The sequence below is a fragment of the Micromonospora sp. NPDC005707 genome (assembly GCF_040631005.1).
Classification (GTDB): domain Bacteria; phylum Actinomycetota; class Actinomycetes; order Mycobacteriales; family Micromonosporaceae; genus Micromonospora.
This window is the reverse complement of the sequence record NZ_JBEXYR010000002.1, coordinates 202,504-224,727: the sequence shown is the minus strand read 5'-3', so window position 1 is coordinate 224,727 and position 22,224 is coordinate 202,504. Positions and strand designations below refer to the sequence as shown.

Annotated in this window: 20 protein-coding genes and 1 pseudogene; 8 read left to right on the top strand and 13 right to left on the bottom strand. The window is 74.5% G+C overall.

The genetic code is table 11. The features are described from left to right. Nucleotides 1-57 precede the first annotated feature (57 nt). On the top strand, nt 58-768 hold the full coding sequence (locus tag ABZ452_RS03590) for an ABC transporter permease (RefSeq protein WP_357938555.1): 711 nt from the start codon (nt 58-60) through the stop codon (nt 766-768). Nucleotides 769-940: 172 nt separating this feature from the next. After that, entirely contained in the window at nt 941-1,417 is a 477-nt protein-coding gene (locus tag ABZ452_RS03585; RefSeq protein ID WP_357938553.1) for a hypothetical protein, read from the top strand. Nucleotides 1,418-1,495: 78 nt separating this feature from the next. On the opposite strand, the gene valS is transcribed toward ABZ452_RS03585, so the two are convergent. Then, nucleotides 1,496-4,060 carry a valine--tRNA ligase gene (valS, locus tag ABZ452_RS03580; protein WP_357938551.1) on the bottom strand — a complete coding sequence of 855 codons (2,565 nt, stop codon included), beginning with the start codon at nt 4,058-4,060 and terminating at the stop codon, nt 1,496-1,498. 145 nt (nt 4,061-4,205) lie between these two features. Between valS and ABZ452_RS03575 the strand changes: the two genes are divergently transcribed. Continuing rightward, nucleotides 4,206-5,945: a hypothetical protein gene (locus ABZ452_RS03575; protein WP_357938549.1), complete on the top strand. Its 1,740-nt coding sequence runs from the start codon at nt 4,206-4,208 to the stop codon at nt 5,943-5,945. Between the two features lie 128 nt (nt 5,946-6,073). Here ABZ452_RS03575 and ABZ452_RS03570 read toward each other — a convergent pair whose 3' ends face one another. From ABZ452_RS03570 to ABZ452_RS03545, 6 genes are all read right to left on the bottom strand, one after another. Continuing rightward, complete coding sequence (locus ABZ452_RS03570; RefSeq protein ID WP_357939084.1) at nt 6,074-7,906, bottom strand: ABC transporter ATP-binding protein; 1,833 nt, start codon at nt 7,904-7,906, stop codon at nt 6,074-6,076. A 143-nt stretch (nt 7,907-8,049) separates the two neighbouring features. After that, complete coding sequence (locus ABZ452_RS03565; RefSeq protein ID WP_357938547.1) at nt 8,050-9,864, bottom strand: ABC transporter ATP-binding protein; 1,815 nt, start codon at nt 9,862-9,864, stop codon at nt 8,050-8,052. A 37-nt stretch (nt 9,865-9,901) separates the two neighbouring features. Continuing rightward, complete coding sequence (locus ABZ452_RS03560) at nt 9,902-10,414, bottom strand: methylated-DNA--[protein]-cysteine S-methyltransferase (protein WP_357938545.1); 513 nt, start codon at nt 10,412-10,414, stop codon at nt 9,902-9,904. After that, nucleotides 10,411-11,898: an AlkA N-terminal domain-containing protein gene (locus tag ABZ452_RS03555; protein ID WP_357938543.1), complete on the bottom strand. Its 1,488-nt coding sequence runs from the start codon at nt 11,896-11,898 to the stop codon at nt 10,411-10,413. Before ABZ452_RS03555 ends, ABZ452_RS03560 begins: the two co-directional genes overlap by 4 nt. 374 nt (nt 11,899-12,272) lie before the next feature. Beyond that, nucleotides 12,273-12,761 carry a hypothetical protein gene (locus ABZ452_RS03550; RefSeq protein ID WP_357938541.1) on the bottom strand — a complete coding sequence of 163 codons (489 nt, stop codon included), beginning with the start codon at nt 12,759-12,761 and terminating at the stop codon, nt 12,273-12,275. Further along, nucleotides 12,758-13,267: a SigE family RNA polymerase sigma factor gene (locus ABZ452_RS03545; RefSeq protein ID WP_357938539.1), complete on the bottom strand. Its 510-nt coding sequence runs from the start codon at nt 13,265-13,267 to the stop codon at nt 12,758-12,760. The genes ABZ452_RS03550 and ABZ452_RS03545 overlap by 4 nt, the downstream gene beginning before the upstream one ends. Nucleotides 13,268-13,442: 175 nt before the next feature. Here ABZ452_RS03545 and ABZ452_RS03540 point away from each other — a divergent pair, with 175 nt between their 5' ends. Continuing rightward, entirely contained in the window at nt 13,443-13,907 is a 465-nt protein-coding gene (locus ABZ452_RS03540; RefSeq protein ID WP_357938537.1) for a hypothetical protein, read from the top strand. A 158-nt stretch (nt 13,908-14,065) separates the two neighbouring features. Here ABZ452_RS03540 and ABZ452_RS03535 read toward each other — a convergent pair. Continuing rightward, nucleotides 14,066-14,791, bottom strand: a pseudogene (locus tag ABZ452_RS03535) (EamA family transporter); the annotation flags it as partial. Nucleotides 14,792-14,933: 142 nt separating this feature from the next. Between ABZ452_RS03535 and ABZ452_RS03530 the strand changes: the two are divergent. From ABZ452_RS03530 to ychF, 3 genes are read left to right on the top strand one after another with little or no spacing between them, the layout of a single operon-like run. After that, nucleotides 14,934-15,446 (top strand): MarR family transcriptional regulator, encoded by a 513-nt coding sequence (locus ABZ452_RS03530; RefSeq protein ID WP_357938535.1) that lies wholly within the window; start codon nt 14,934-14,936, stop codon nt 15,444-15,446. A gap of 30 nt (nt 15,447-15,476) precedes the next feature. Next, complete coding sequence (locus tag ABZ452_RS03525) at nt 15,477-16,223, top strand: peptidase E (RefSeq protein WP_357938533.1); 747 nt, start codon at nt 15,477-15,479, stop codon at nt 16,221-16,223. A 36-nt stretch (nt 16,224-16,259) separates the two neighbouring features. After that, entirely contained in the window at nt 16,260-17,345 is a 1,086-nt protein-coding gene (gene ychF, locus ABZ452_RS03520) for a redox-regulated ATPase YchF (RefSeq protein ID WP_357938531.1), read from the top strand. Between the two features lie 75 nt (nt 17,346-17,420). Here ychF and ABZ452_RS03515 read toward each other — a convergent pair whose 3' ends face one another. The 3 genes from ABZ452_RS03515 to ABZ452_RS03505 form a co-directional block, all read right to left on the bottom strand. Continuing rightward, the gene (locus tag ABZ452_RS03515) at nt 17,421-17,984 is read right to left on the bottom strand and encodes a dihydrofolate reductase family protein (protein ID WP_357938529.1); all 564 of its coding nucleotides are present in this window, start codon (nt 17,982-17,984) and stop codon (nt 17,421-17,423) included. 195 nt (nt 17,985-18,179) lie between these two features. After that, nucleotides 18,180-18,638, bottom strand: a complete 459-nt coding sequence (locus tag ABZ452_RS03510; RefSeq protein WP_357938527.1) for a hypothetical protein — start codon at nt 18,636-18,638, stop codon at nt 18,180-18,182. Between the two features lie 148 nt (nt 18,639-18,786). Beyond that, nucleotides 18,787-19,752 carry an aminoglycoside phosphotransferase family protein gene (locus tag ABZ452_RS03505; protein ID WP_357938525.1) on the bottom strand — a complete coding sequence of 322 codons (966 nt, stop codon included), beginning with the start codon at nt 19,750-19,752 and terminating at the stop codon, nt 18,787-18,789. Nucleotides 19,753-19,890: 138 nt separating this feature from the next. On the opposite strand from ABZ452_RS03505, the gene ABZ452_RS03500 reads away from it, so the two are divergent. Continuing rightward, nucleotides 19,891-20,676, top strand: coding sequence for a pentapeptide repeat-containing protein (locus tag ABZ452_RS03500; RefSeq protein ID WP_357938523.1), 786 nt, complete (start codon nt 19,891-19,893; stop codon nt 20,674-20,676). Here the strand turns inward: ABZ452_RS03500 and ABZ452_RS03495 are convergent. Together ABZ452_RS03495 and ABZ452_RS03490 are read right to left on the bottom strand one after the other, a co-directional pair. Next, entirely contained in the window at nt 20,668-21,603 is a 936-nt protein-coding gene (locus tag ABZ452_RS03495) for a hypothetical protein (protein WP_357938521.1), read from the bottom strand. The two genes, ABZ452_RS03500 and ABZ452_RS03495, sit on opposite strands and share 9 nt — an antisense overlap. A 49-nt stretch (nt 21,604-21,652) precedes the next feature. Beyond that, nucleotides 21,653-22,201: a GNAT family N-acetyltransferase gene (locus ABZ452_RS03490; RefSeq protein WP_357938519.1), complete on the bottom strand. Its 549-nt coding sequence runs from the start codon at nt 22,199-22,201 to the stop codon at nt 21,653-21,655. Nucleotides 22,202-22,224 lie beyond the last annotated feature (23 nt).

Here is a 22,224-nt window from a genome sequence, read left to right as displayed (position 1 = left end):
CGAGGAGTGAACGAGCGCAGCGAGTGAGCCCCGCAGTCACGAACGAAAGAGGCTGAGATGTCGACCGTTTCCTGGATCACCGCGCGCGGCCTGTTCGGCCGGCGCCGGTTCCTGCTGCTCCTCCCGCTGCCCGCGCTGCTGCTGGCGCTGGCGATCCTCTCCCGCTCGCTCGGCGTCGACCCGGGCGAGTGGGGGCCGGCGGTGCTGGTCGGGCTCGGCCTGGCCGTCGTGCTGCCGGTCGTCGCGCTGATCGTCGGCACCGGTGTGCTCGGCGCGGAGATCGACGACGGCACGGTGGTGCACATCCTCACCAAGCCGTTGCCGCGCTGGCAGATCATCCTGCCGAAGCTGGCCGTGGCCGCCGGCGTCACGGCGGTCACCGTCGCCGTGCCGCTCTACGTCGCGGGCGTGCTCGCCCATTCGGTACGCCTCGGCCTGGCGCTCGCCGTCGCCGCGTCGATCGGGTCGCTGGCGTACTGCGCGTTCTTCGTCGCGCTCAGCCTGCTCACCCGGCGGCCGGTGCTGCTCGGCCTCGTCTACGTGCTGATCTGGGAGGGGCTGCTCGGCAACTTCGTGAGCGGCACGAAGGTGCTCTCCATCCAGCAGTACGTGATCGCCCTCGCCGACCGGATCGCGCCGAGCGAGATGCTCGCCACGGACGTGTCGGTGCCGGTCGCGGCCGTGATGAGCGCGCTCATCGCGGTCGGCTTCACCGCCCTCGCGGTGGACCGCCTCCGCTCGTTCAGCGTGGCTGGCGAGACGAGCTGACCCGCACGACGGGGCCCCGCCCGACGCCGTCCACCCGGGCGCGTCGAGCGGGGTCCCGCCGTGTCGGCGTCCGAAGTGGACGCGGGTCGGTCGTCGATATCCCGCACCGCGACGACCTCGGCGTCTGGTAGCTTCCGGCGGGCGAAAGCACGAGACCAACGGGGAGAAACGAATGCGCTCAACTCGGTTCGCACTGCTGATTCCGGCCGCGGTGGCGGCGCTCGTCATGACCGGCTGCGACGACGGCGACAAGCCCGCGGCGTCCGGCGGCGCCAGCGCGGCGACCACGACGCCGGCCGCCGTGCCGAGCGCCACGGCGGCGGCGCCGGGCATGGACGCCGCCACGAAGGCCGCCTGCGCCGCCGTGGACAAGGACATCAAGGCCGCCCTGAAGAAGGTGGCCTCGGCCGAGAAGATCGGGCCGCCGGCCGGGCACTCCGCGGTCAGCGCGCAGTACTCCGCGGGCGCCGCGTCGCTCTATGCGAACGCCTTCACCACCAGCGACACGGTCAACGACGCCGTGAAGCAGGTCGCGACCGAGATGTCGGACCTGGCCGACACCTGGGCGAAGGCCCCCGGCAAGGCGCCGAGCAAGGCCCCGCTCACCACCGCCGTGAAGGAACTCGAAACCGCCTGCTCGGCCACCTGAGCCGGGTGTCGCCGGGAAGGAGCGGCTGTTCGCGATGCGACAGCCGCTCCTTCCGGCCGTGCGGTCGGTGCGGCGGTTTCAGAACGCGCAGGCGATGACGAGTTCGGTGGTGCGGTCGGGAAGCATGTCGAGCTTGGCGATCCGGCCCGCCGCCCGCACGTCGTCGGCCACCAGGGTCAGCCGGTCGAGCAGGGCGGCCGGCCCGAGTGCCTCGGCCAGCGGCACCTCCGCCTTCATCGACAGCTTCCGCTCCGACTTGGCCCGGCGCACCTGGCCCAGCGCGTCCGCGGCCAGCCGCAGCAGTTCGGGGTCGCCCGGCCCCTGCACCGCCCGGCCCACCTCATAGGTGGTCGGCCAGGGGGCCCGGTGCACCGAGCCGTAGCGCCACCACGACCAGACCTCCTCGGTGACGAAGGGCAGCACCGGGGCGAAGAGCCGCAACTGCACCGAGAGCGCGGTGGCCAGAGCGGCCCGGGCCGAGTCGGCCCCCGGCCCAGTGCCGTAGGCGCGCTCCTTCACCAGCTCGATGTAGTCGTCGCAGAACCGCCAGAAGAACGACTCCGTGGCGATCAGCGCGGCCGTGTGGTCGTACGCGTCGAAGGCGCTGGTCGCGGCGGCGACCACGCCGGACAGCTCGGTGAGCATGGCGGTGTCCAACGGAGAGGTCGCCGGGGCCCGCAGCGCGTCCGCCGCGCCCAGCCCGAGGGCGAACTTCGACGCGTTGAGCAGCTTCGTGGCGAGCCGCCGACCCACCTTGATCTGCGCCGGGTCGAACGCCAGGTCCATGCCGGGCTTGCCGTTGGCGGCCCAGTAGCGGACCGCGTCCGAGCCGTGCTGCTCCAGCAGGCCCATCGGGGTGACCACGTTCCCCTTGGACTTGGACATCTTCTTCCGGTCGGGGTCGAGGATCCAGCCGGAGAGCACCGCGTCCCGCCAGGGCAGCACGCCCTGCTCCTGGTGCGCCCGCACCACCGAGGCGAAGAGCCAGGTCCGGATGATCTCCTGGCCCTGGGGGCGCAGATCCATCGGGAAGACCCGCCGGAACAGGTCCTCGTCGGTCTCCCAGCCGCCGACGATCTGCGGGGTCAACGACGAGGTGGCCCAGGTGTCCAGCACGTCCGGGTCGCCGACGAAGCCGCCCGGCATCCCACGCTGCGCCTCCTCGTAGCCCGGCGGCGGGTCGCTCGACGGGTCGACCGGGAGCAGTGACTCATCCGGTGTGAGACGCTGGGACCAGTCCGGCTCGCCAGCGTCGTCGAGCCGGTACCACACCGGCACCGGCACGCCGAAGAAGCGCTGCCGACTGACCAGCCAGTCACCGGTGAGGCCCCCCACCCAGTGCTCGTAGCGGTGCCGCATGTGCTCCGGCACCCAGCGCAGCTCGCGCCCCCGGGCCAGCAGCTCCTCGCGCAGGTCCAGATCCCGGCCGCCGTTGCGCAGGTACCACTGCCGGGTGGAGACGATCTCCAACGGCCGGTCGCCGCGCTCGTAGAACTTCACCGGGTGGGTGATCGGCCGCGGCTCGCCCACCAGGTCGCCCGCGTCGGCCAGCAGCTCGACGATCGTGCGCCGGGCGCCGTTCACGGTCTGCCCCGCCAGCGCCGCGTAGGGCCCGGCCGGCACGCCGGCCGGCGGCTCCGGCAGCAGCCGCCCGTCCCGCCCGATCACCACCCGCGTGTCCAGCCGCAGCTCCCGCCACCAGGTCACGTCGGCCAGGTCGCCGAAGGTGCAGACCATCGCGATGCCCGTGCCCTTGGCCGGGTCGGCCAGCGGATGCGCGTGCACCGGCACCTCGACCCCGAAGACCGGGGTGCGCACCGAGCTGCCCACCAGGCCCGCGTAGCGCTCGTCGTCGGGGTGGCAGACCAGCGCCACACAGGCCGGCAGCAGCTCCGGCCGGGTGGTGTCGATCAGCACCTCGTGACCGCCCGGGCCGTGGAAGCGCAGCCGGTGGTAGGCGCCGGGCCGCTCCCGGTCCTCCAGCTCGGCCTGGGCCACCGCGGTGGCGAAGCCGACGTCCCAGAGTGTCGGCGCCTCGGCCTGGTAGGCCTCGCCCCGCGCCAGGTTGCGCAGGAACGCCCGCTGGCTCGTCGCCCGCGCCAGCCGCCCGATCGTGGTGTAGGTCAGCGACCAGTCCACCGACAGCCCGAGCCGCCGCCACAGCGCCTCGAAGACCTTCTCGTCCTCCGCGGTGAGCACCTCGCACAGCTCGATGAAGTTGCGCCGGGAGATCGCCACCGGGTCCTTCCGGGCCGCCTCGCTCACCGGCGCGGCCGGTGGCCGCCAGCCCGGGTCGTAGGGCAGCGCCGGGTCGGGGCGCACCCCGTAGACGTTCTGCACCCGCCGCTCGGTGGGCAGGCCGTTGTCGTCCCAGCCCATCGGGTAGAAGACCGTGCGGCCGCGCATCCGCTGGAAGCGGGCCACCGTGTCGGTGTGCGTGTAGGAGAAGACATGCCCCATGTGCAGCTCGCCCGATACGGTCGGCGGCGGGGTGTCGATCGCGTAGACGTCCGATCGCTCCTTCGAGCGGTCGAACGCGTACGTCCCGTCCTCCTGCCAGCGGCGCGCCCAGGTCTCCTCGATGCCGTCCAGGGTCGGACGCTCGGGGACGCCGGCGCGGGCCGTCCTCGCCGTGTCGGTCATCCGCTGATCGTAGGCAGCCGGCCCGTGCCGCTCCACGACTTTCGCCCTCGTGGCGGTATCCGGCACCCCCGCTCGGAGGGGACAGCGGGCCGGCGCGGCGTGTGACAGCATCGGCCCCGTCCACGGACGCGGGGGAGGCATCGCCATGGACGACATCGCGCGCACACCGTCGGTGGTGCGGTCCACAGTGGCCGGCACGGTCGCGGCGGTCGCCGTCGGGGCCTTCTTCGGGACACGCGGGCTCGCCGTGGCCCGGCAGACCGGCTTCGCCGACCTGACCCAGGGCTTCCCGTTCGGGCCCTCGGCATTCACCGTGACGCTTGTCGCGCTGACCGGCGGCGCGCTGCTCGCCGTCGTGCTGGCCGGCGTCACCGTGTTCGACCGGCTGCCCGGCTGGCCGGTCGTCGCGGTCGGCCTGGCGCTCGACTACCTGGCCGGCGAGTTCGCCCTCGACCACGGCGTCGGGCTGGTGCCCCGCCAACCGCCCACCACCGGGCAGGTGCTGACCGTGCTGGCCGGCGCCGTCGGGGCCGGGCTGGCGCTGGGTGGGGCGCTGCTGGCGCTGTCCCGGCCCGCCCGGTCGCTGCGCTGGCCGCTCGCCGCCGGGTTGGCCGCCGGCCTGGTGCTGCACTCCGCCGTCGAGGACCTGTTCCGCCTCGTGGCCGGGGAGGGCCACCCGGACGGCGGCCGGGCCTGGCCGGCCCAGGTCGGGGTGACCGTGCTGATCGTGGTGGTCGCCGCGGTGCTCGCCCACCTCGACCGGCCCGGCGCGGGCGCGCCCCCCGGCCGGCCCCGGGTCGGTCCGCTGGTGGCGACCGCCGTCGCGGCGCTCGTCACCCTGGGCGGGCTGGTGATCCGCTGGTGGGTGGTCGACGTGTTCCGGATCAGCCAGGACGGCCTGGTCGGGCCGCGCCGGGAACAGTTCGTGGAATCCTTCGCCTACTTCTCGCCGGTGGCCGTCGCCACCGTGGCCGCGCTGGTTCTGCTCGGCTACGCCTACCGGACCGGCCGGGCGGTGGCCGCCCGCTGGGTGGTGCTCGGCTTCGCCGCGGGACCGCTCCTGCTCTTCGGGCTGCGGCTCACCTTCGTCGGCGACCGGGCGCAGGCCTACCTCGTCGTGCTGGTCGGCCTGGTGGCGGTCGCCGCCGGCGCGGCGCTGGCCCGCTTCACGCCGGGCCTGCTGCCGTGGGACGCGGCCGGCCTGCTGCTGGCCGCGCTGGCGCTGCCGCTCGCCGCGCCGGTCGTCCGCGCCGAGCTGCCGGCCGCCGGGCAGGTGCCGTCGCTGCTCTCCGCGATCGGGCTCGGCCTGGCCCTCGGCTTCGGCCTGGTGCTCGCCGCCACCGCCACCAACGACGCCGCCGCCGACGGCGTCACCGCCGCCACCCACAGTCACTCCGCGCCGGCCGCAACCGCAGCACCTGCCAGCGTGGCGTCCGCTGGCGTGGAGGAGTCGGGGCGGGTGGCGGGGGTGCTGGCGCTCGGAATGGCCGCGTTGGTGCTGTCCGCCCTGGCGTTGGCCGCGCCGCTGCTCTGGGGCTGGGGCGCCACCCGGGGTGGCGGGCCACCACTGACCATCCCGGTGCTCACCGGGGTGGCCGCGCTGGTCCTGGTGCTGCTCTTCGGCTTCGGCCGGGCGGTCGACCGCATCCGCCGCGACCTGCGCGCCGAGGCCGCCCTGCTCACCGCCCACGCCCCGCTTCCGGCACCCGCCGCCCCGACTCCGGCCGGCGCACAACCCTCTCCCGGTCCGGACATCGCCGGCCCGACGAAGCCACTTCCGGACACCACCGGCCCGACGAAGCCAGGTCCGGATGCTGCCGGGGATTCCGCACCCGGCCGGGCGGCTGCCGGACCGGCGGAGCGGGAAGAGCCCGACGCCGACTGACGGTCCGAACCCCCACGTGCCGGCGAGACCCGCCGGCACCCGTCGAGATCTTGGAAGCTGGTGGCACCCCCTCCAGGGGCACTTTGCTTCCAAGATCTCTGCGGAAGCCGTCCCGTGGAGCGGGTTGGTCAGATCAGGGAGTCGCGCCACTGGCGGTGCAGGGCGGCGTAGCGGCCGTCGGCGGCGGCCAGCTCGGTGGGGGACCCGTCCTCCACGATCCGCCCGCCGTCGAGGACCAGCACCCGGTCGGCGATCTCCACGGTGGAGAGGCGGTGCGCGATCACCAGCGCGGTGCGGTCCCGAAGGACGCTGCGGAGCGCCCGCTGCACGACGCGCTCGGTCGGCACGTCCAGCGACGAGGTGGCCTCGTCGAGGATCAGCACCCGGGGGTCCGCCAGGAACGCCCGGGCGAACGCGACGAGCTGCCGCTGCCCGGCGGAGAGCCGGCCGCCGCGCCGGTGCACGTCGGTCGCGTACCCGTCGGGGAGCGCGGCGATGAAGTCGTGCGCGCCGATGGCTCGGGCGGCGGCCTCCACGGTGGCGTCGTCGGCGTCCGGGCGGCCGAACCGGATGTTCTCGGCGATCGAGCCGCTGAACAGGTGGTTCTCCTGGGTGACCAGCACCACCGCCCGGCGCAGCTCGGCGTCGGCCAGGTGCCGCAGGTCCACCCCGTCCAGGCTGACGGCGCCGGACGCCGGGTCGTGGAACCGGGCCAGCAGCTTGGCGATGGTGGACTTGCCGGCGCCGGTCGGTCCGATCAGCGCCACGGTCTGCCCGGCCGGCACGGTCAGCTCCAGCCCGGACAGGATCGGCGCCTCGGGCCGGTAGCCGAAGTGGACGCAGCGGAACACCACGGCCCCCCGTCCCGGGCCGGCGGGCAGCGGCACCGGGAGCGCCGGCTCGGCCACGGCCGGCCGCTCGTCGAGGACCCCGGCCAGCTTCTCCAGCGCGGCGGTGGCCGACTGCAACGCGTTGTAGAACTGGCTCAGCTCCTCCATCGGCTCGAAGAACCGGCGCAGGTAGAGCAGGAACGCGGCGAGCACCCCGACCTCGGTCCGCCCGCCCAGCACCCGCCAGCCGCCGTAGCCGAGCACCGCCGCGGCGGTCAGGTTGCCGATCAGCCGGATGCCCGGCGAGTAGACCGCGATGAGCCGGAACGCGCGGAGGCTTGCCTGCCGGTAGTCGTCGTTCACCGCGGCGAAGATGCGCTGGTTGCGGGGCTCCCGCCGGTAGGCCTGCACCGCCCGGATCCCGCGCAGCGACTCGACGAAGTGCACGATGACCAGCGCCACCGCCTCCCGGGTCCGCCGGTACGCCCCGGCGGAGGCGCGGGCGAACCAGCGGGACAGCCAGAACAGGAACGGGAAGGCGAGCAGGGTGACCGCGGCCAGCGGCAGGTCCAGCCAGAGCAGGATCCCCGCCACCGACAGCACCGACAGGGCGGCCATCACCAGCTTGTCGATCCCGCCGTCGACCAGTTCGGCGATCGAGTCGAGGTCGCTGGTCAGCCGGGACACCATCCGGCCCGAGGTGTAGCGCTCGTGGAAGCCGACGTCGAGGCGGAGGAAGTGCCCGTACACCCGTTTGCGCAGGTCGAGCAGGACGGCCTGGCCGATGCGGGCGGCGAGGGCGAGGAAGGCGCGCCGGGTCGCGTACTCGGTGGCGGTGGCGACGACGAACGCGGCGGCGACGGCGACCAGCGGGCCGGGGTCACCGGCGCGCAGCGGCCCGATGCCCCGGTCGATGCCGAGCATCACGAGGTACGGGCCGGCCATCGCGGCGGCGTTCTGGGCCAGCAGCAGGGACACCGCCAGCCCGAGCCGCGCCCGCTGCGGGCGGAGCAGGGCGCCCAGCAGGGCGCGGCTGCGGGCCCGGAGCCGGGCCACCGCCTCCGGCGACGACTCCTCGGCCCGGCTGCGGTCGGCGTCGGGGTCGACGGCCCGCCCGCGCCACCGAGCCAGGTCGGGATCGCCGCGCCGCCGGGCCGGGTCGGCGTCGGGGCCGTCGCGCCGCCGGGCCGCGTCGGCGTCGGGGCCGTCGCGCCGCCGGGACGGGTCGAGGTCGGGGTCGCCGCGCTGCCGGGGCACCCGGGGGGCGGCCCCGGTCACGACCGCACCAGGCCGACACCGTCCGCCTGCCGCTCCGGCTCGGCGGACAGCACCGCCCGGTAGGCCGGGACCCCGGCCAGCAGCTCCGAGTGGGTGCCCACGGCGACGATCCGGCCACCGTCGAGCAGCGCCACCCGGTCGGCGAGCGCCACCGTGGACGGCCGGTGCACGACCAGCAGCGCCGTGGTGTCCCGCAGCACCCGGCGCAGGGCCGCCTCGACCAGGGCCTCGGTGTGCACGTCGAGCGCGGAGAGCGGGTCGTCGAGCACGAGCAGCGCGGGCCGGCCGAGCACGGCCCGGGCCAGCGCCAGCCGCTGCCGTTGCCCGCCGGAGAGGGAGAGCCCCTGCTCGCCGACGCGGGTGGCCAGCCCCCACGGCAGGTCGTACGCGAACTCCGCCTGGGCCAGCGCGAGCGCGGCCCGGACCTCCTCCTCGCCGGCCTCCGGGCGGCCCAGCGTCAGGTTCTCCCAGACCGACATGGAGAACAGGGTCGGCTCCTCGAAGGCCACCCCGACCAGCCGGCGCAGGGAGCCGAGCCGCAGGTCGCGCAGGTCGTGCCCGTCCAGGGTGATCCGGCCGCCGGTCACCTCGTGCAGCCGGGGGACCAGGGACAGCAGCGTGCTCTTGCCGCAGCCGGTCGCACCCACCAGAGCCAGAGTCTCGCCCGGCTCCACGGTCAGCTCGACCTCGCGCAGCACCGGCGCCGGGCTGCCGGGGTAGCGGAAGCTCACCCGCTCGAAGCGGAGCCGGCCGCGCACCTCGGTGCGGTCCAGCGCGCGGGCGTGCGGGGCATCCACGATGGCGGGCGGGGTGTCCAGCACCTCCTGGATCCGGTCGGCGGCGGTCGCCGCCTCCTGCCCGTTCGCGATGATCCAGCCGAGCGACTGCACCGGCCAGACCAGCATGAGCTGGAGGCTGACGAAGGCCACCAGCTCGCCGATGCTGAGCCCGCCCCGGGCGACGGCGGCGGCGCCGGCCACCAGCACCACCGCGAGGGTCAGGTTGGGCACCAGGTCGAACAGGGCCGAGGTGCGGGCCAGCAGGCGGGCCTTGCGGATCCCGGTGTCGTGCAGCCGGCGGGCGCCGGTCGCGAACCGGGCGGCCAGTTCGGGCCCCCGCCCGTAGGCCCGCATGGTGCGCAGGCCCTGCGCGGTCTCCTCGACCAGCGTGGCCACGTCGCCCTGCTGGTCCTGCATCCGGCGGGACGCCGCGTGGTAGTGCCGGGCGAAGCGGCGGCTGATCAGGAACAGCGGGATCGCGCTGGCCCCCACGAGCAGGGCGAGCCAGGGGTGCAGCCGGATCAGCAGCACCACCACGGCGGCGTAGGTGATCAGGTTGAGCACCAGGAAGAGCAGGCCGAAGGAGAGGAACCGGCGGATCACCGAGAGGTCGCTGGTGATCCGGGAGAGCAGTTGGCCGGACTGCCACCGGTCGTGGAAGTCGGTCGGGAGGCGTTGCAGGTGGGCGTAGATGTCGGCCCGGATGGCCGCCTCCATGCCGACCGAGGAGGAGGACTGGGTCCACCGCCGGATGAAGATCAGCACTGCCTCGGCCAGGCCGAGCAGCAGGGCGAGGGCGCCGAGCCGGAGCAGCCCGGCCACGTCGTGCCGGGCCACCGGCCCGTCCACCACCCGCTGCACCACCAGGGGAACGGCGAGGCTCGCCGCCGTGGCGGTCAGGGCGGCGAGCAGCAGCCAGGCGAACTCCGCGGCGTAGGGGCGCAGGTAGGGTCGCAGTCGCCAGAGGTTGCGCAGCGGGTGGGGACGGGCGTCGGGACACGCCACGCGGTTGCCGTCGCTCAGCGCAGGCACTACCCGACGGTAGCGTCAGGGGGCGACACCACCGCTGTCAGCTAGCCGTCACGCGTCCCTCATGCCCGAGAAGCCACTTCTTCACGTCCAGCCCCCACCGGTAGCCGCCGAGCGTGCCGTCGGTGCGCAGCACCCGGTGGCAGGGCACGAAGAGCGCGGCGGCGTTGCGGGCACAGGCCGCCGCGGCGGCGCGGACCGCCGCCGGCCGCCCGGCCAGCGCGGCGAAACCGGTGTACGTCACGGGGTCGCCCGGCTTGACGTCGCGCAGCACCTGCCAGGCCTGTGCCATGAACGCGCCGCCGGTCCGCTGCTCGACCGGGACGGTGTCGATCGCGGTCAGGTCCCCGGCCAGGTAGGCGCGGACGGCCGCGGTCACCGGCCCGAGGTCGGCCCGCTCGCGCAGCGCGCCGCGCAGTGCGGGATGGACAAGGGGTACGAGGGTCGCCGGGTCGGCGGTGAAGCCGGCCGCGCGTACCGCCCCGTCGGGACCGGCGAGCACACTCAACGGGCCGGCGGGGGTGTCGATGACGGTGCTGTCCAGTGTGGTCATGCCGCTCTCCAGAGTCGGATCACCGCGTACGACCGCCAGGGGCGCCAGCGGTCCGCGTACGCGTTCAGGGTCTTCGGGTCGTCGGGCAGGCCGAGCGCGGCGGCGCCCCGGCGTACGCCCAGGTCGGTGGGGAGGAGGACGTCGGGGTCGCCGAGCGCGCGCATGGCCACGTAGCCCGCGGTCCACGGCCCGACCCCGGGCAGCGCGACCAGCCGCCGCACCGCCTCCTCCCGGTCCCCACCCGGTGCCAGGTCCAGGTCCCCGCCGGCGACGGCCCGCGCGACCGCCCGGATCGTCTCCCGCCGCGCGCCCGGCATCCGGAACGCGCTGTCGTCCACCGCGAGCACCTCCTCCGCGCTCGGGAAGGCCCGCAACCCCAACGGTCGATCATGAGGTTGGCCGCCGTTCAGGAGATCGACTTCGCCGTCAACCTCAGGATCGGCGGGCGGGGTGGCGGCCGACAGGAGGTGGGTCAGGGTCGTTCGCGCCGACTGGAGGGAGATCTGCTGGGTCGTGATGGCGCGGACGGCCATCTCGAAGCCGTCCACGGCGTGCGGGAGGCGGACGCCGGGTTCGGCGGCCACCGCCGGGGCCAGGGCCGGGTCCGCCGCCAGGGTGGCGTCGACCGCGGCCGGGTCGGCGTCCAGGTCGAGCAGGCGGCGGCAGCGGGCCACCGCCGGTGCCAGGTCGCGCATGTCGGCCAGCCGCAGGGTGGCGGCCACATGCCCGTCGGCCGGGGCCAGCGAAACGGTGCCGGGCCCGTGCGGCAACCGCAACCCCCGGTGGTACGCCCCGTCGCGGACCTCCTCGACGCCGGGCAGCGCGCGCAGCGCCAGGAAGTCCAGCAGCGCCCCGGCGTGCAACGGCGGCCGGTACGCCAGCCGCAGCGTGATGGTGCCCGCCCCGCCGACCGCGCGCCGGCCGCCCCGGCTGGCCCGCAGGTCGGACGGGGTGGCCCCGTACACCTCGCGGACGGTGTCGTTGAACTGCCGGACGCTGCCGAACCCGGCGGCGAACGCCACCTCGGCCAGGCCGAGCCCGGTGGTCTCGATGAGGATGCGGGCGGTCTGCGCCCGCTGCGCCCGGGCCAGCGCGAGCGGACCGGCGCCCAGTTCGGCACGGAGCATCCGGTGCAGGTGCCGCTCGGTGTAGCCGAGCCGAGCCGCCAGCCCCGGTACGCCGTCCCGGTCGACGACCCCGTCGGCGATCAGCCGCATCGCCCGGCCGACCACGTCGGCCCGGACGTCCCACTGGGGCGAGCCGGGGGCGGCGTCGGGGCGGCAGCGGCGGCACGCCCGCAGCCCGGCGCCCTGCGCGGCGGCGGCCGACGGGAAGAACCGGACGTTCTGCCGCTTCGGCGTCGTCGCCGGGCAGGACGGCCGGCAGTAGATCCCGGTCGACGTCACGCCGGTGTAGAACCAGCCGTCGAACCGCTGGTCGCGGCTGTCGACGGCCCGGTAGCACCGCTCGAAGTCGAGTTCCATGACACCGATCCTGCCTCGCAGGTCGGGGCCGCGGCTGGCGGGATTCGGACGCGGGCGTGCGCGACCGCCGCCGGCCCTCGGAACCGGGCCCGGAGAGACCGGCCCGGCCGCCTCCCGCCGCGACCGCAACCGCGGGTGGAACGCCATGGAGGTCACCGAGGCCGGGATACCTCCATGGCGTTCCACTCACCGACGGCCGAGCGGCCGGACGGAGCCGGCGGGACGGTCCGGGACCTGTGACACGCGTCCGGCCGGGGAACGGGCGACCCGGCCCGACGCCGTCGGCGGGCGGCGACGGCGTCCGGCCGGGGTACGGGCGACCCGGCGGGAAGCCGTCGCGCGGGGCGCCGACGGCGTCCCGCCGGGTCGTCGGGTCAGCGGCTGGGGCTGGGGGACGGGGTGGGCCAGGGACTGGGTACGCCGGGGCCGGAGGGGGAGGGGACCACGGTGGGTTCGCCCGGCCGGCTCGGGCTCGGCACGGGCCGGCCCGGCCGTCCCGGCGGCGAGGCACTGGGCCGGCCGGGCGCGGCCGTCGCATCGCCGGACGGGCTGGGAACCGCGGTGGGCGGGCCGCTGGGTGACGGGACCACCGTGGGTTCGGCGGGGGACGGGGACGGGCCGACGGGGGTCGGCGGCGCCGACGGTGCCGCCGGGCGGGGGGCGTCCGCCCCGCCGGCCGCAAGCGCGAACGGTGCGCCGATCAGCACGGCGGCCACCACACCCGCCGCGCCGAGCGTCACGGTGGTCCGCCGGCGGTTCCGGAACCGGCGCTCCGCCGGGGTCAACTGGTCCTGCACTCTGGGTGCCTCCTCGGCAAGGTCGGAGAGGGTGGCGCGGATGAGGTCCTCGAAGGGCGTGTTCACCGCCGTACCTCCAGGAGTTCGACGTCCGGCATGAGCTGGCGCAGCCGGGTCACCGCCCGGTGGGTCCGGCTGCGTACGGTGCCGACCGTGCAGCCCAGCGCCTCGGCGACCTGGGTCTCGGTGAGGTCCTCGTAGTAGCGCAGGACCAGCACCGTGCGCTGCGCCGGCGGCAGCAGCCGCAGCGCCGCCCGCATGGCCAGGCGTACGTCGGTGCCGCCGCTCGGGTCCGGCTGGACCGCCTCGTCGGCTCCGGAGAGCGCCGTCTCCCGGCGCCGCCGCAACCGCCGCCACCAGCTCACCTGCTCCCGGTACATGACCGCGCGCAGGTAGCCCTCGGGGTCGGCGTGCCGCAGTGTCCGCCACCTCGGGATGGTCTTGGCCAGCGCCGACTGGAACAGGTCCTCGGCCGCGTGCCGGTCGCCGGTGAGCAGGTACGCGACCCGCATCAGCGCCGGCGTGCGGCTGGTCACGAACTCGGCCAGTCGGGCCCGGTCGTCCTCCTCCACCCACCCTCCCGCTCGTCGTCGTCACCAATACAGACGCCCCAGCTCACGCCAGCTATCCCTGGCGTGGCAACGGATTCCGCCGGCGAAAGTGTCGGTAGTGGTCGGTACCGTCGCGCCACCAACTCAAGAAAAGGTGCAGGGGCATGGCGAGCGTGGCCGGGCGGGGTGTCCGCTGATGCGGTCGGGGCGGGCACGGCTGGACGCCGCGGTGGTGCAGGGCTTCTACGACCGGATGCGGGTGGTGGCCCCGGCAGCCTACGGTGCGATCGAGCGGGACCGGGCCGACGACCCGGGGCGGGCCTTCGCCGACACCGCGTGCGGCCGGCTGGTCGGCTCCCTCGACCCGGCCGGGCTTCGTGCGCTCGGCATGTGGGCCCACCACTGGTGCATGCGCTTCTACGACGACGACACCCGGGTCGGCCTGCGGCTGGTCCGGGAGCTCGCCGGCCGGGCCGGGCTGGGCTGGACGGTCGACGAGGTGCGCTGGCTGCTCGACCAGTCGCACGCGGCCGCACCGTCCGCTGCGCACCGCTTCACGCTGCCGCTCGCGGCGGCGGCGGAACTGCCGTCCGGGGCGCTGCCCGAGGGTCTGGCCGCCGACGTCCCGCTCGACGACTGGCGCCGGCTGCGCGCCGGCTGACGCGCGCCTTCACCAGACGCGGCCGCTCGCGGTGGCTGGCCGGGCTCCGCCGGCTGATCGCCCCGCTCACCCGGGGTGGCGCGTCCGGGCAGCTGGCCGAGCACCATGGCGGCGACCGCCACCGCGAAGCCGGCGAGCTGGGTCGGGCTGAGCGCCTGCCCGAGCACCAGCCAGCCGAGGGTCGCGGCGGTCAGCGGGCTGAGCGCGCCGAGCACCGACACCCGGGTCACCGGCAGCCGGGCCGCGCCCCGGAACCACAGCACGTACACCAGCGCCGTGCCGACCAGCCCGAGCCACGCGTACCCGAGCAGGGCCGGCCCGTCCGGCGCGGGCGGCGCGCCCTCGACGGCGGCGGCGACCGGCACGATCAGCAGGCCCCCGGCGACGAGCTGCCAGCTGGTGGCGGCGAGGGTGCCCACGCCGGGCGGCCGGCCCCAGCGGCGGGTGAGCACCAGGCCGGCGGCCATCGCGGCGGTGCCGGCCAGGCCGGCGGCGACGCCCAGCGGGTCGAGGCCGGCGCCCGGCCGCAGCACCACGAGGGCGACCCCGGCCGGGGCGGCGAGCGCGGCGAGCAGGGCCGGCCGGCCGGGCCGGTCCCCCAGCAGGGCGACGGTGAGCGCGGCGACCAGCAGCGGCTGGGCGGCCCCGAGCACGGCCGCGGTGCCGCCGGGCAGCCGGTACGCGGCGACGAAGAGCAGCGGGAAGAACGCCCCGATGTTGAGCGCGCCGAGCAGGGCGGCCCGCCCCCACCAGACGCCGTGTGGCCGCCGGCGGGTCAGCGCGAGCAGCAGCAGGCCGGCCGGCAGGGCGCGGATCGCTCCGGACCAGAGCGGCCGGCCGGCGGGGAGCAGCTCGGCGGTGACCAGGTAGGTGGTGCCCCACACGGTCGGGGCGGCGGCGGTGAGCGCGATGTCGGTCCAGCGGCGGGCCACGACGACCTCTTTTCCTCGGCGCTAAGTAGCTTAGTCCTAAGCTAATCAGTACCGAGTGAAAGTGGAAGTGGGAGGTGGGGCACAATCGACAGCCGTGGCAACCGACGACGTGGACGTGATCGTCGAGCAGTGGCGCCGGGAGCGGGCCGGCATGCGACCCGAGCCGATGGCCGTCTTCGGCCGCATCTACCGGCTGGCCCGGCTGGTCGGCGACCGCCAGGAGAAGGTGTACGCCGGCTGGGGCATCGGCCGGGGCGACTTCGACGTGCTCGCCGCGCTGCGCCGGTCCGGCACGCCGTACACCCTGGCGCCCAAGGCGCTCGCCGCCTCGCTGATGCTCACCTCCGGCGGGATGACCGGTCGGCTCGACCGGCTGGAGCGGGCCGGGCTGGTCCGGCGCTCGCCCGACCCCGCCGACCGGCGGGCGCTGCGGGTCAGCCTCACCGACACCGGTCGCCGGGTGGTCGAGGAGTCGGCCGAGGCCGGGCTGGAGGTGCAGCGGCGCATCCTCGACGCGCTGCCCCCCGCCGACCAGGACCGGCTGGCCGATCTGCTGCGCACGCTGCTCGCCGCGGTCGAGGCGGAGCCGCCGGATCGGGCAGGATGATCTCCATCAGCACCGACCGGAAGGACGACCATGCCCGCCAGTGAACCGACCATCGTTGCCACCAGCATGGGTTTCTTCAGCCGGCACCGCGGCCCGTGGGACGCCCGGCCCAGCCAGCTCTTCGACCTCATGGCCGACCTGGCGCAGGCCGGCGACGCGCCCCGGGTCTGCTACCTCAACCAGGCGGTCGGCGACCAGCCCACCTCGTTCACCGTCTTCTACGGCGCGTTCGCCGGCACCCGGTTCCGCCCGTCCCACCTGGCGCTCTATCCGATGCCCAACGTCGAGGACATCCGCGCCCACCTGCTCGCCCAGGACATCATCTGGGTCGGCGGCGGCAGCGTCGCGAACCTCTGCGCGGTGTGGCGGGTGCACGGCCTGCCGGACATCCTGCGCGAGTGCTGGGAGGCCGGCGTCGTGCTCGGTGGGGTCTCCGCCGGGTCGATCTGCTGGCACCTGGGCGGCGCCACCGACAGCTACGGCCCCACCCTGCGCCCCTTCACGGAGGGGCTGGGCTGGCTCCCGTACGGCAACGGCGTGCACTACGACAGCGAGGACCAGCGCCGGCCGCTCATGCACCGGCTGGTCGCCGACGGCACGCTGCCCACCAGCCACTGCACCGACGACGGGGTCGGGCTGATCTACCGGGGCACCCGGCTGGCCGAGGCCGTCGCCGACCGGGAGGGGGTGGCCGCGTACGAGCTGGCCCGCGCCGAGGACGGCACCGTGCGGGAGACCCGGATCGAACCCCGGCTGCTGCCCGCCCGGCCCGCCTGACCGGTACCGGCGGCGAACCGCGTAAGCTGGCTCGTCGTGAGTCTCACCATCGGCATCGTCGGCCTGCCCAACGTGGGCAAGAGCACCCTGTTCAACGCGCTGACCAAGAACGACGTGCTCGCGGCGAACTACCCGTTCGCCACCATCGAGCCGAACGTCGGCGTGGTCGGGCTCCCCGACGAGCGGTTGGCCACGCTCGCCGAGATCTTCTCCTCGCAGAAGGTGCTGCCGGCGCCGGTCTCGTTCGTCGACATCGCCGGCCTGGTCCGGGGGGCCTCCAAGGGGCAGGGCCGGGGCAACGCGTTCCTGGCCAACATCCGCGACGCCTCGGCGATCTGCCAGGTGGTGCGGGCCTTCTCCGACCCGAACGTGGTGCACGTCGACGGCAAGGTCTCCCCGGCCGACGACATCGAGACGATCAACACCGAGCTGATCCTGGCCGACATCCAGACCCTGGAGAAGGCGCTGCCCCGGCTGGAGAAGGAGGCCAAGCTCCGCAAGGACCGGGCCGCCGCCGTCGAGGCCGCCAAGAAGGCCGTCGAGGTCCTCGACGGCGGCACCACCCTGTACGCGGGCGCCGCCGCCGCCAAGATCGAGCTGGAGCACCTGCGCGAGCTGCACCTGCTCACCACGAAGCCGTTCCTCTACGTCTTCAACGTCGACGAGGCCGAGCTGGGCAACGCCGAGTTCCTCGACGAGCTGCGCGGCCTGGTCGCCCCGGCCGAGGCGGTCTTCATGGACGCCAAGATCGAGTCCGAGCTCGTGGACCTGCCCGAGGAGGAGGCCCGCGAGCTGCTGGAGTCGATCGGGCAGTCCGAGCCGGGGCTGGACCAGCTCGTCCGGGTGGGCTTCCGCACGCTGGGGCTCCAGACGTACCTGACGGCCGGCCCCAAGGAGGCGCGGGCCTGGACCGTCCCGGTCGGCGCCACCGCGCCGGAGGCCGCCGGGGTCATCCACAGCGACTTCCAGCGCGGCTTCATCAAGGCCGAGGTGGTTTCCTACCACGACCTGGTCGAGGCCGGATCGATGGCGGCGGCGAAGGCCGCCGGCAAGGTCCGGATCGAGGGCAAGGAGTACGTCATGCAGGACGGCGACGTGGTGGAGTTTCGCTTCAACGTCTGAATCCGGCCCGTTCCCGCAGGTCAGGAGGGGCGCCCTCTCGCGCTCGGGCACCCCAGGTCAGGGTGGTATCCCTGGTTAGTGGCCGAGAGGGCGGTAACGGAGGTGAACGACGCCGTTCTGGAATCGGCGCTCGTCGAGGAGCGCGAAGTCGGTGCGCACGCCGGTGGGCAGCCCCGGCTTGCCGCCTCCGACGGCCGTGGGCCAGACGAACAACTGGCACTCGTCAACCAGTCCAGCCCGCATGGCTTGCGCCGCCAGGTTGGCGCCTCCAACGGTGATGTCACTGCCGGCCGTGGCCTTCAGCTGGTGTACGACGGCGGGGTCGAAACGGCGCTCCAAGCTGGTGAGGGCCGTTGACACCGCGGTGAGAGTTGTGGAGTAGACGACCTTGTCCGCCGCTTGCCAGGCGCTCGCGAAGTCAGCCATGAGGCCGGACTGGGCGGCTAGAGCAGCGTCGGTTTCCCAGACAGCCATCGATTCGTACAGGCGCCGCCCGTACAGGAACGTACCCACCGACTTCAGGAGGTTGGTGGTGAACGCGAATACCTCGTCGTCGGGCGGGAACCAGGCGAAGGCTCCGCTTTCGTCCTCGATGTAGCCGTCGAGCGACACATTGGTCACGTAGATCAGCTTTGCCATGCCTCTACCTCCGGTGCACGTAGGACCCGATTGGGATGTCACCCTCGCCGGCTAGCTGGTTGAGCAGCACGGGTCGGGCAGACGTCTCCGCCTCTCGCCCGTTCTACGAACGACTCGGCCCGGATCCGACACCATCCCGAGAGAAAGTTCCACGGGATCGTCGGCTGGTCGGCGCACGCCAGCGGTGTCGGCTTCTCAGGCTGGACGGTCGCGAAGGAACGACTGCGCCGCTGCCTTCATGGCCGCTACCGCTTCCTCGGCCTGGTCATGCGTTGCGCCCCACCCGGCGTACAGCTCCAGGAAGCGATCGCCCACCGCTCGCAGCTCCGGCAATCCGGAGTAGCACGCCTGCCAGTAGATCTCGTGGGCCAGGTCCTCGGGGTCGCCCCTTCCCGCCACGATGTCCGCCGCCGCCGCGCGCATGAGGTGTAGCCGGGCGCCACTCTCGTCCGGGACGGGACAGCCGAGATCGTTCATCGCCTGCCGGAACAGGTCGACGGCTTCTCGTGACTGGCCCTTCGAAAGGCCGGCGAGCTCACGCAATCTCGGAGAGTCGACGCCTCGGGTCAGAGCGTGAGCAGCGGCCATCGGCAGGTCGTCGCCGACCGGCTCGTCCATCGCCAGCCGGATGGCGAGGTCGCGCAGCTGCTCCATGCCGAAGAGGCTAGGCGGTGCCGGATCGCCGGCCAAGGCGTCAATGACGGAGCGCAGGCTCCTCCCGCTGGTTGCGAGCTTGCGGCTTGTAGTTCGGCTTCAACGTCTGAGCCTGTCGATGCTGACCCGGCCGCCGGTCCGGAGAGGGTCAGGGCGCGTAGCCGGGGGCGGCGACGGTCTCGGCGATGCGGGTGAGCCAGTGCAGGTCGTTGGCGCGAGATTCCGGGCTGGCCCCGGAGTTGAGGATGCTGTTTAGAAACGCGACGACGTCGTCGAGGTGCCGTTCGCCGCGGTAGTAGCTCAGCACGGTCCGGTCCGGCTCCAGCGGCCCGTAGCCTTGGCGGAACAGCGCGGCGCGGTGCGCGTTGACCGGGTGGTCGCCGAAGTCCCGGCTGAAGACGAACATGAGATCCCGCTCGGGCGGCGCGAGGATCGGCGCGTCCCAGTCCACGACGTGCAGCGGACCGTCTCCCTCGGCGATCAGGTTGCCGGGATGGATGTCGGCGTGGCACACGACGTGTCGACCGGGCGTCACGCGGTCGGCGAGGTCGTCTACGGTTGCGGACAACCGCCGCAGCGCGGCGCCGTACCGGTCCCAGAACGCGCCGAGAAGCTCGCTCGCCGCGGCCTGCTCGCCGAGGGCCCGCAGCCGCTCGCCCGACGTCGACCGCCAGGTCTCGACGGGCAGGACCGCGGCCATGTCGGCGCTCGGCGTGACCGCGTGCAGCCGGCCCAGGAACTCGCCGTACTCGATCCACTGGCGGTCGGTGAGGCCGCGACCCCACAGGCTGCCGCCGTCGTGGAACGGGTAGAGCAGCAGCCGGTGGTCACCGAACCCGCGAACGGCCCCGCCGCCGGGCAGGTCGATCGGCGCGACGACCTGCCGGACGCCCTGCGCTCGGAGGAAGCCGGGCAGCAGGACGGCGGCGTGGGTGTAGTCGCCGCGGCGCAGCTTCAGGAAGTAGCGCTCGCCGTCGGCGGTGTCCACCCGGTACGCCCAGGCGTGCCCGTCGAGCCCGACGGGCATGAAGACGAGGCCGGCGACGTCCACGCCCCAGGCGGCGGCGACCTCCGCCGCCAGCAACCGCTCGTCGACGCCCGGTTTGTCGATCACGGTCGGAGCGTCGCAGCCGGCGGTCCGCCCGGCAAGACCATTTCGCCTGCCGTCACGGCCCGCGCCGGCTACGACAGCGGCGGGCGCGGCCCCGCCTTCCGGGACGCGAGTGTCGGGCGTCGCGGCTAACCTGCTCGCGTGGCTGAATTCACTGACGCCGATCTGCGCGGCTCCCGGTTCGAGCACGTGGACCTCACCGGCGCCGAGCTCCGCGACGTCGACCTGTCCGGCGCCCGGTTCCGTGGCGTCGACCTGAGTGGGGTCACCATGCGCGGCGTCGAGCTGGCCGGCGTCGACATCCACGGTGAGATCGAGAACCTCACGATCAACGGCGTCGACGTGGGGCCGCTGATCCAGGCGGAGCTGGACCGCCGGCACCCGGACCGGGCCAGGATGCGCCCGACCGACCCGGCCGGCTTCCGTGCGGCGTGGGACATCCTGGAGCGGCTCTGGGGCGGCACGGTCGAACGGGCCGGCCGGCTGCGCCCCGAGCTGCTGCACGAGTCGGTCGACGGTGAGTGGTCCTTCATCGAGACGCTGCGGCACCTCGTCTTCGCCACCGACTCGTGGGTCAGGCGGGCGATGCTGGGCGACCCGTCGCCGTGGGACGCCCTGGACCTGCCGTGGGACGAGATGCCCGACACGCCGGGTGTGCCGCGGGACCGGGACGCCCGGCCCTCGCTCGACGTGGTGCTCGCGCTGCGCCGCGACCGGATGTCCACGGTGCGCCAGGTCATCGAGGGGCTGACCCACGAGTCACTCGACGGCCACACCGAGCCGGTGGACGGTCCCGGCTGGCCGCGACCCCGCAACTACCCGGTCCGGGAGTGCCTGCTGGTCGTCCTCAACGAGGAGTGGGAGCACCGGCTCTACGCGGAGCGCGACCTGGCCGTGCTGGAGGCACGCGGCGCGGGCTCAGGCTGACCCGTTGACCAGCTTGCGGAGCGCGGCGACGGCGGCCCGGTCGCTGACCTCTGCGTAGATCTTCTTGTCCGGGCCGGCCAGCACGACGGACGGGCACGCCTGGTCGTCGCCGGTCATCGGCTTGTCGAGCAGCTTGCGGCCCGTCGACACCTCGTACACCCGAAGACGCCAGCTCGCCCGCAGCAGCGTCAACGTCAGCGGCTTCGGGTCGTCGTACTTGCAGCGGCGGATCGTCGTGCCGCTCTTGACCCGGTCCAGGCAGGCGACCATCTGCACCTTCGCGGGCGACTCCGGCGCCCAGGTCTGCTCCACCTTCTTCGACAGGCCCTGGGAGAAGTAGTAGGTGCCGTTCTGGTAGCGCAGGCCCGAGCCGTCGCCGATGAGCAGCACCAGCGGGTGCGGCGCCTTGCCGGCGCGTTTTGGCGACTGCGGGTAGTGGACGCCGTCGTCGCACACCCGGTTCAGGTCGGAGATCTCCTCGGCCGGGTACGCGCTGGCCTGCGGCCCCTCCTGCACCGGCTCCTCGCTGACCCCGGGTGCGGCGGTCGCGCCCGGGCTGCGGTCGGTGGCGGGCGTCGGGGCCGCCTCCCCCGCCGGTCCGGATGCGGTGGTCGTCGCGGAGCGCAGCAGGAGCACGCCGCCGGTCAGGCCGAGGCAGCCCACCAGCAGCACCACGCCCACGATCACGGCGGCGACCACGAGGGTGCGGTTGCGCGGGCCGGGCGGCGGCGCCCACGGCGCCTGCGGCTGCGGTGCGAACGGCGCCTGCGGCTGCGGTGCGAACGGCACCGGCTGCTCCGGCGCGGGTGGCGGGTACGGCGGCGAGCCGTAGCTCGACGGGTGAGCCGCGGGAGGATCGGCTGGTCCGGTGCCCGGCACCGGCTCCATCGCCGGTCCCGCGCCCGATTCGGCCCCCGTGCCGGTCATGCGCAGGTCCTCTTTCCAACGAGGCGAAGCGCGAAATGTATCAGGACTCTCAGCCCGGGTGGGGGCGGGTGCGCGGCGCCTGGAGCGTGATCCAGTAACGCCGGGCGGCGCCCAGGTCGGTGTCCCGGATGCCCTCGAGGACGCCACCCTGGCGTTCGATCGTGCGCGCCGAGGCGGTGTTGCCGTCGGCGCAGACGAGCAGCACCCGCTCCAGGCCGAGCCTGCGCGCCTCGTCGAGCATCCGGCCCAGCGCCCAGGTGGCCAGGCCCCGCCGCCGCGCCGACGGCCGGATGCCGTAGCCGATGTGGCCGGCGACCCGGAGCAGGAAGTCGTCGAGTTCGTGCCGCAGCGCGATCCCGCCGAGCACCGTCCCATCCTCGACGATCCACCGGTACGTGCACCGCACGCCGCCGCCGTCCGGCGCCCGCTCCGACTCCTCGGTCAGCCGGGCGACCCAGGCCGCGAACCCGGCCGGGGCGATCACCTCGTCGGTCGGGCGCAGCCCGAAACCGTCCTCGTGGCGGCCGGGACCCCACTCCCGGTGGGCCGCCAGCCAGGCGGAGTGCAGCCGGGTGGTGGGCGCGATCAGTTCGGGCATCCGGCGACGATAGCGGCCGCGGG

Coding starts and splice junctions, on each gene's coding strand:
- ABZ452_RS03590 (WP_357938555.1), top strand. CDS start 58: ATGTCGACCGTTTCCTGGATCACCGCGCGCGGCCTGTTCGGCCGGCGC.
- ABZ452_RS03585 (WP_357938553.1), top strand. CDS start 941: ATGCGCTCAACTCGGTTCGCACTGCTGATTCCGGCCGCGGTGGCGGCG.
- valS (WP_357938551.1), bottom strand. CDS start 4,060: ATGACCGACACGGCGAGGACGGCCCGCGCCGGCGTCCCCGAGCGTCCG.
- ABZ452_RS03575 (WP_357938549.1), top strand. CDS start 4,206: ATGGACGACATCGCGCGCACACCGTCGGTGGTGCGGTCCACAGTGGCC.
- ABZ452_RS03560 (WP_357938545.1), bottom strand. CDS start 10,414: ATGACCACACTGGACAGCACCGTCATCGACACCCCCGCCGGCCCGTTG.
- ABZ452_RS03555 (WP_357938543.1), bottom strand. CDS start 11,898: ATGGAACTCGACTTCGAGCGGTGCTACCGGGCCGTCGACAGCCGCGAC.
- ABZ452_RS03540 (WP_357938537.1), top strand. CDS start 13,443: ATGCGGTCGGGGCGGGCACGGCTGGACGCCGCGGTGGTGCAGGGCTTC.
- ABZ452_RS03525 (WP_357938533.1), top strand. CDS start 15,477: ATGCCCGCCAGTGAACCGACCATCGTTGCCACCAGCATGGGTTTCTTC.
- ABZ452_RS03515 (WP_357938529.1), bottom strand. CDS start 17,984: ATGGCAAAGCTGATCTACGTGACCAATGTGTCGCTCGACGGCTACATC.
- ABZ452_RS03510 (WP_357938527.1), bottom strand. CDS start 18,638: ATGGAGCAGCTGCGCGACCTCGCCATCCGGCTGGCGATGGACGAGCCG.
- ABZ452_RS03495 (WP_357938521.1), bottom strand. CDS start 21,603: ATGACCGGCACGGGGGCCGAATCGGGCGCGGGACCGGCGATGGAGCCG.
- ABZ452_RS03490 (WP_357938519.1), bottom strand. CDS start 22,201: ATGCCCGAACTGATCGCGCCCACCACCCGGCTGCACTCCGCCTGGCTG.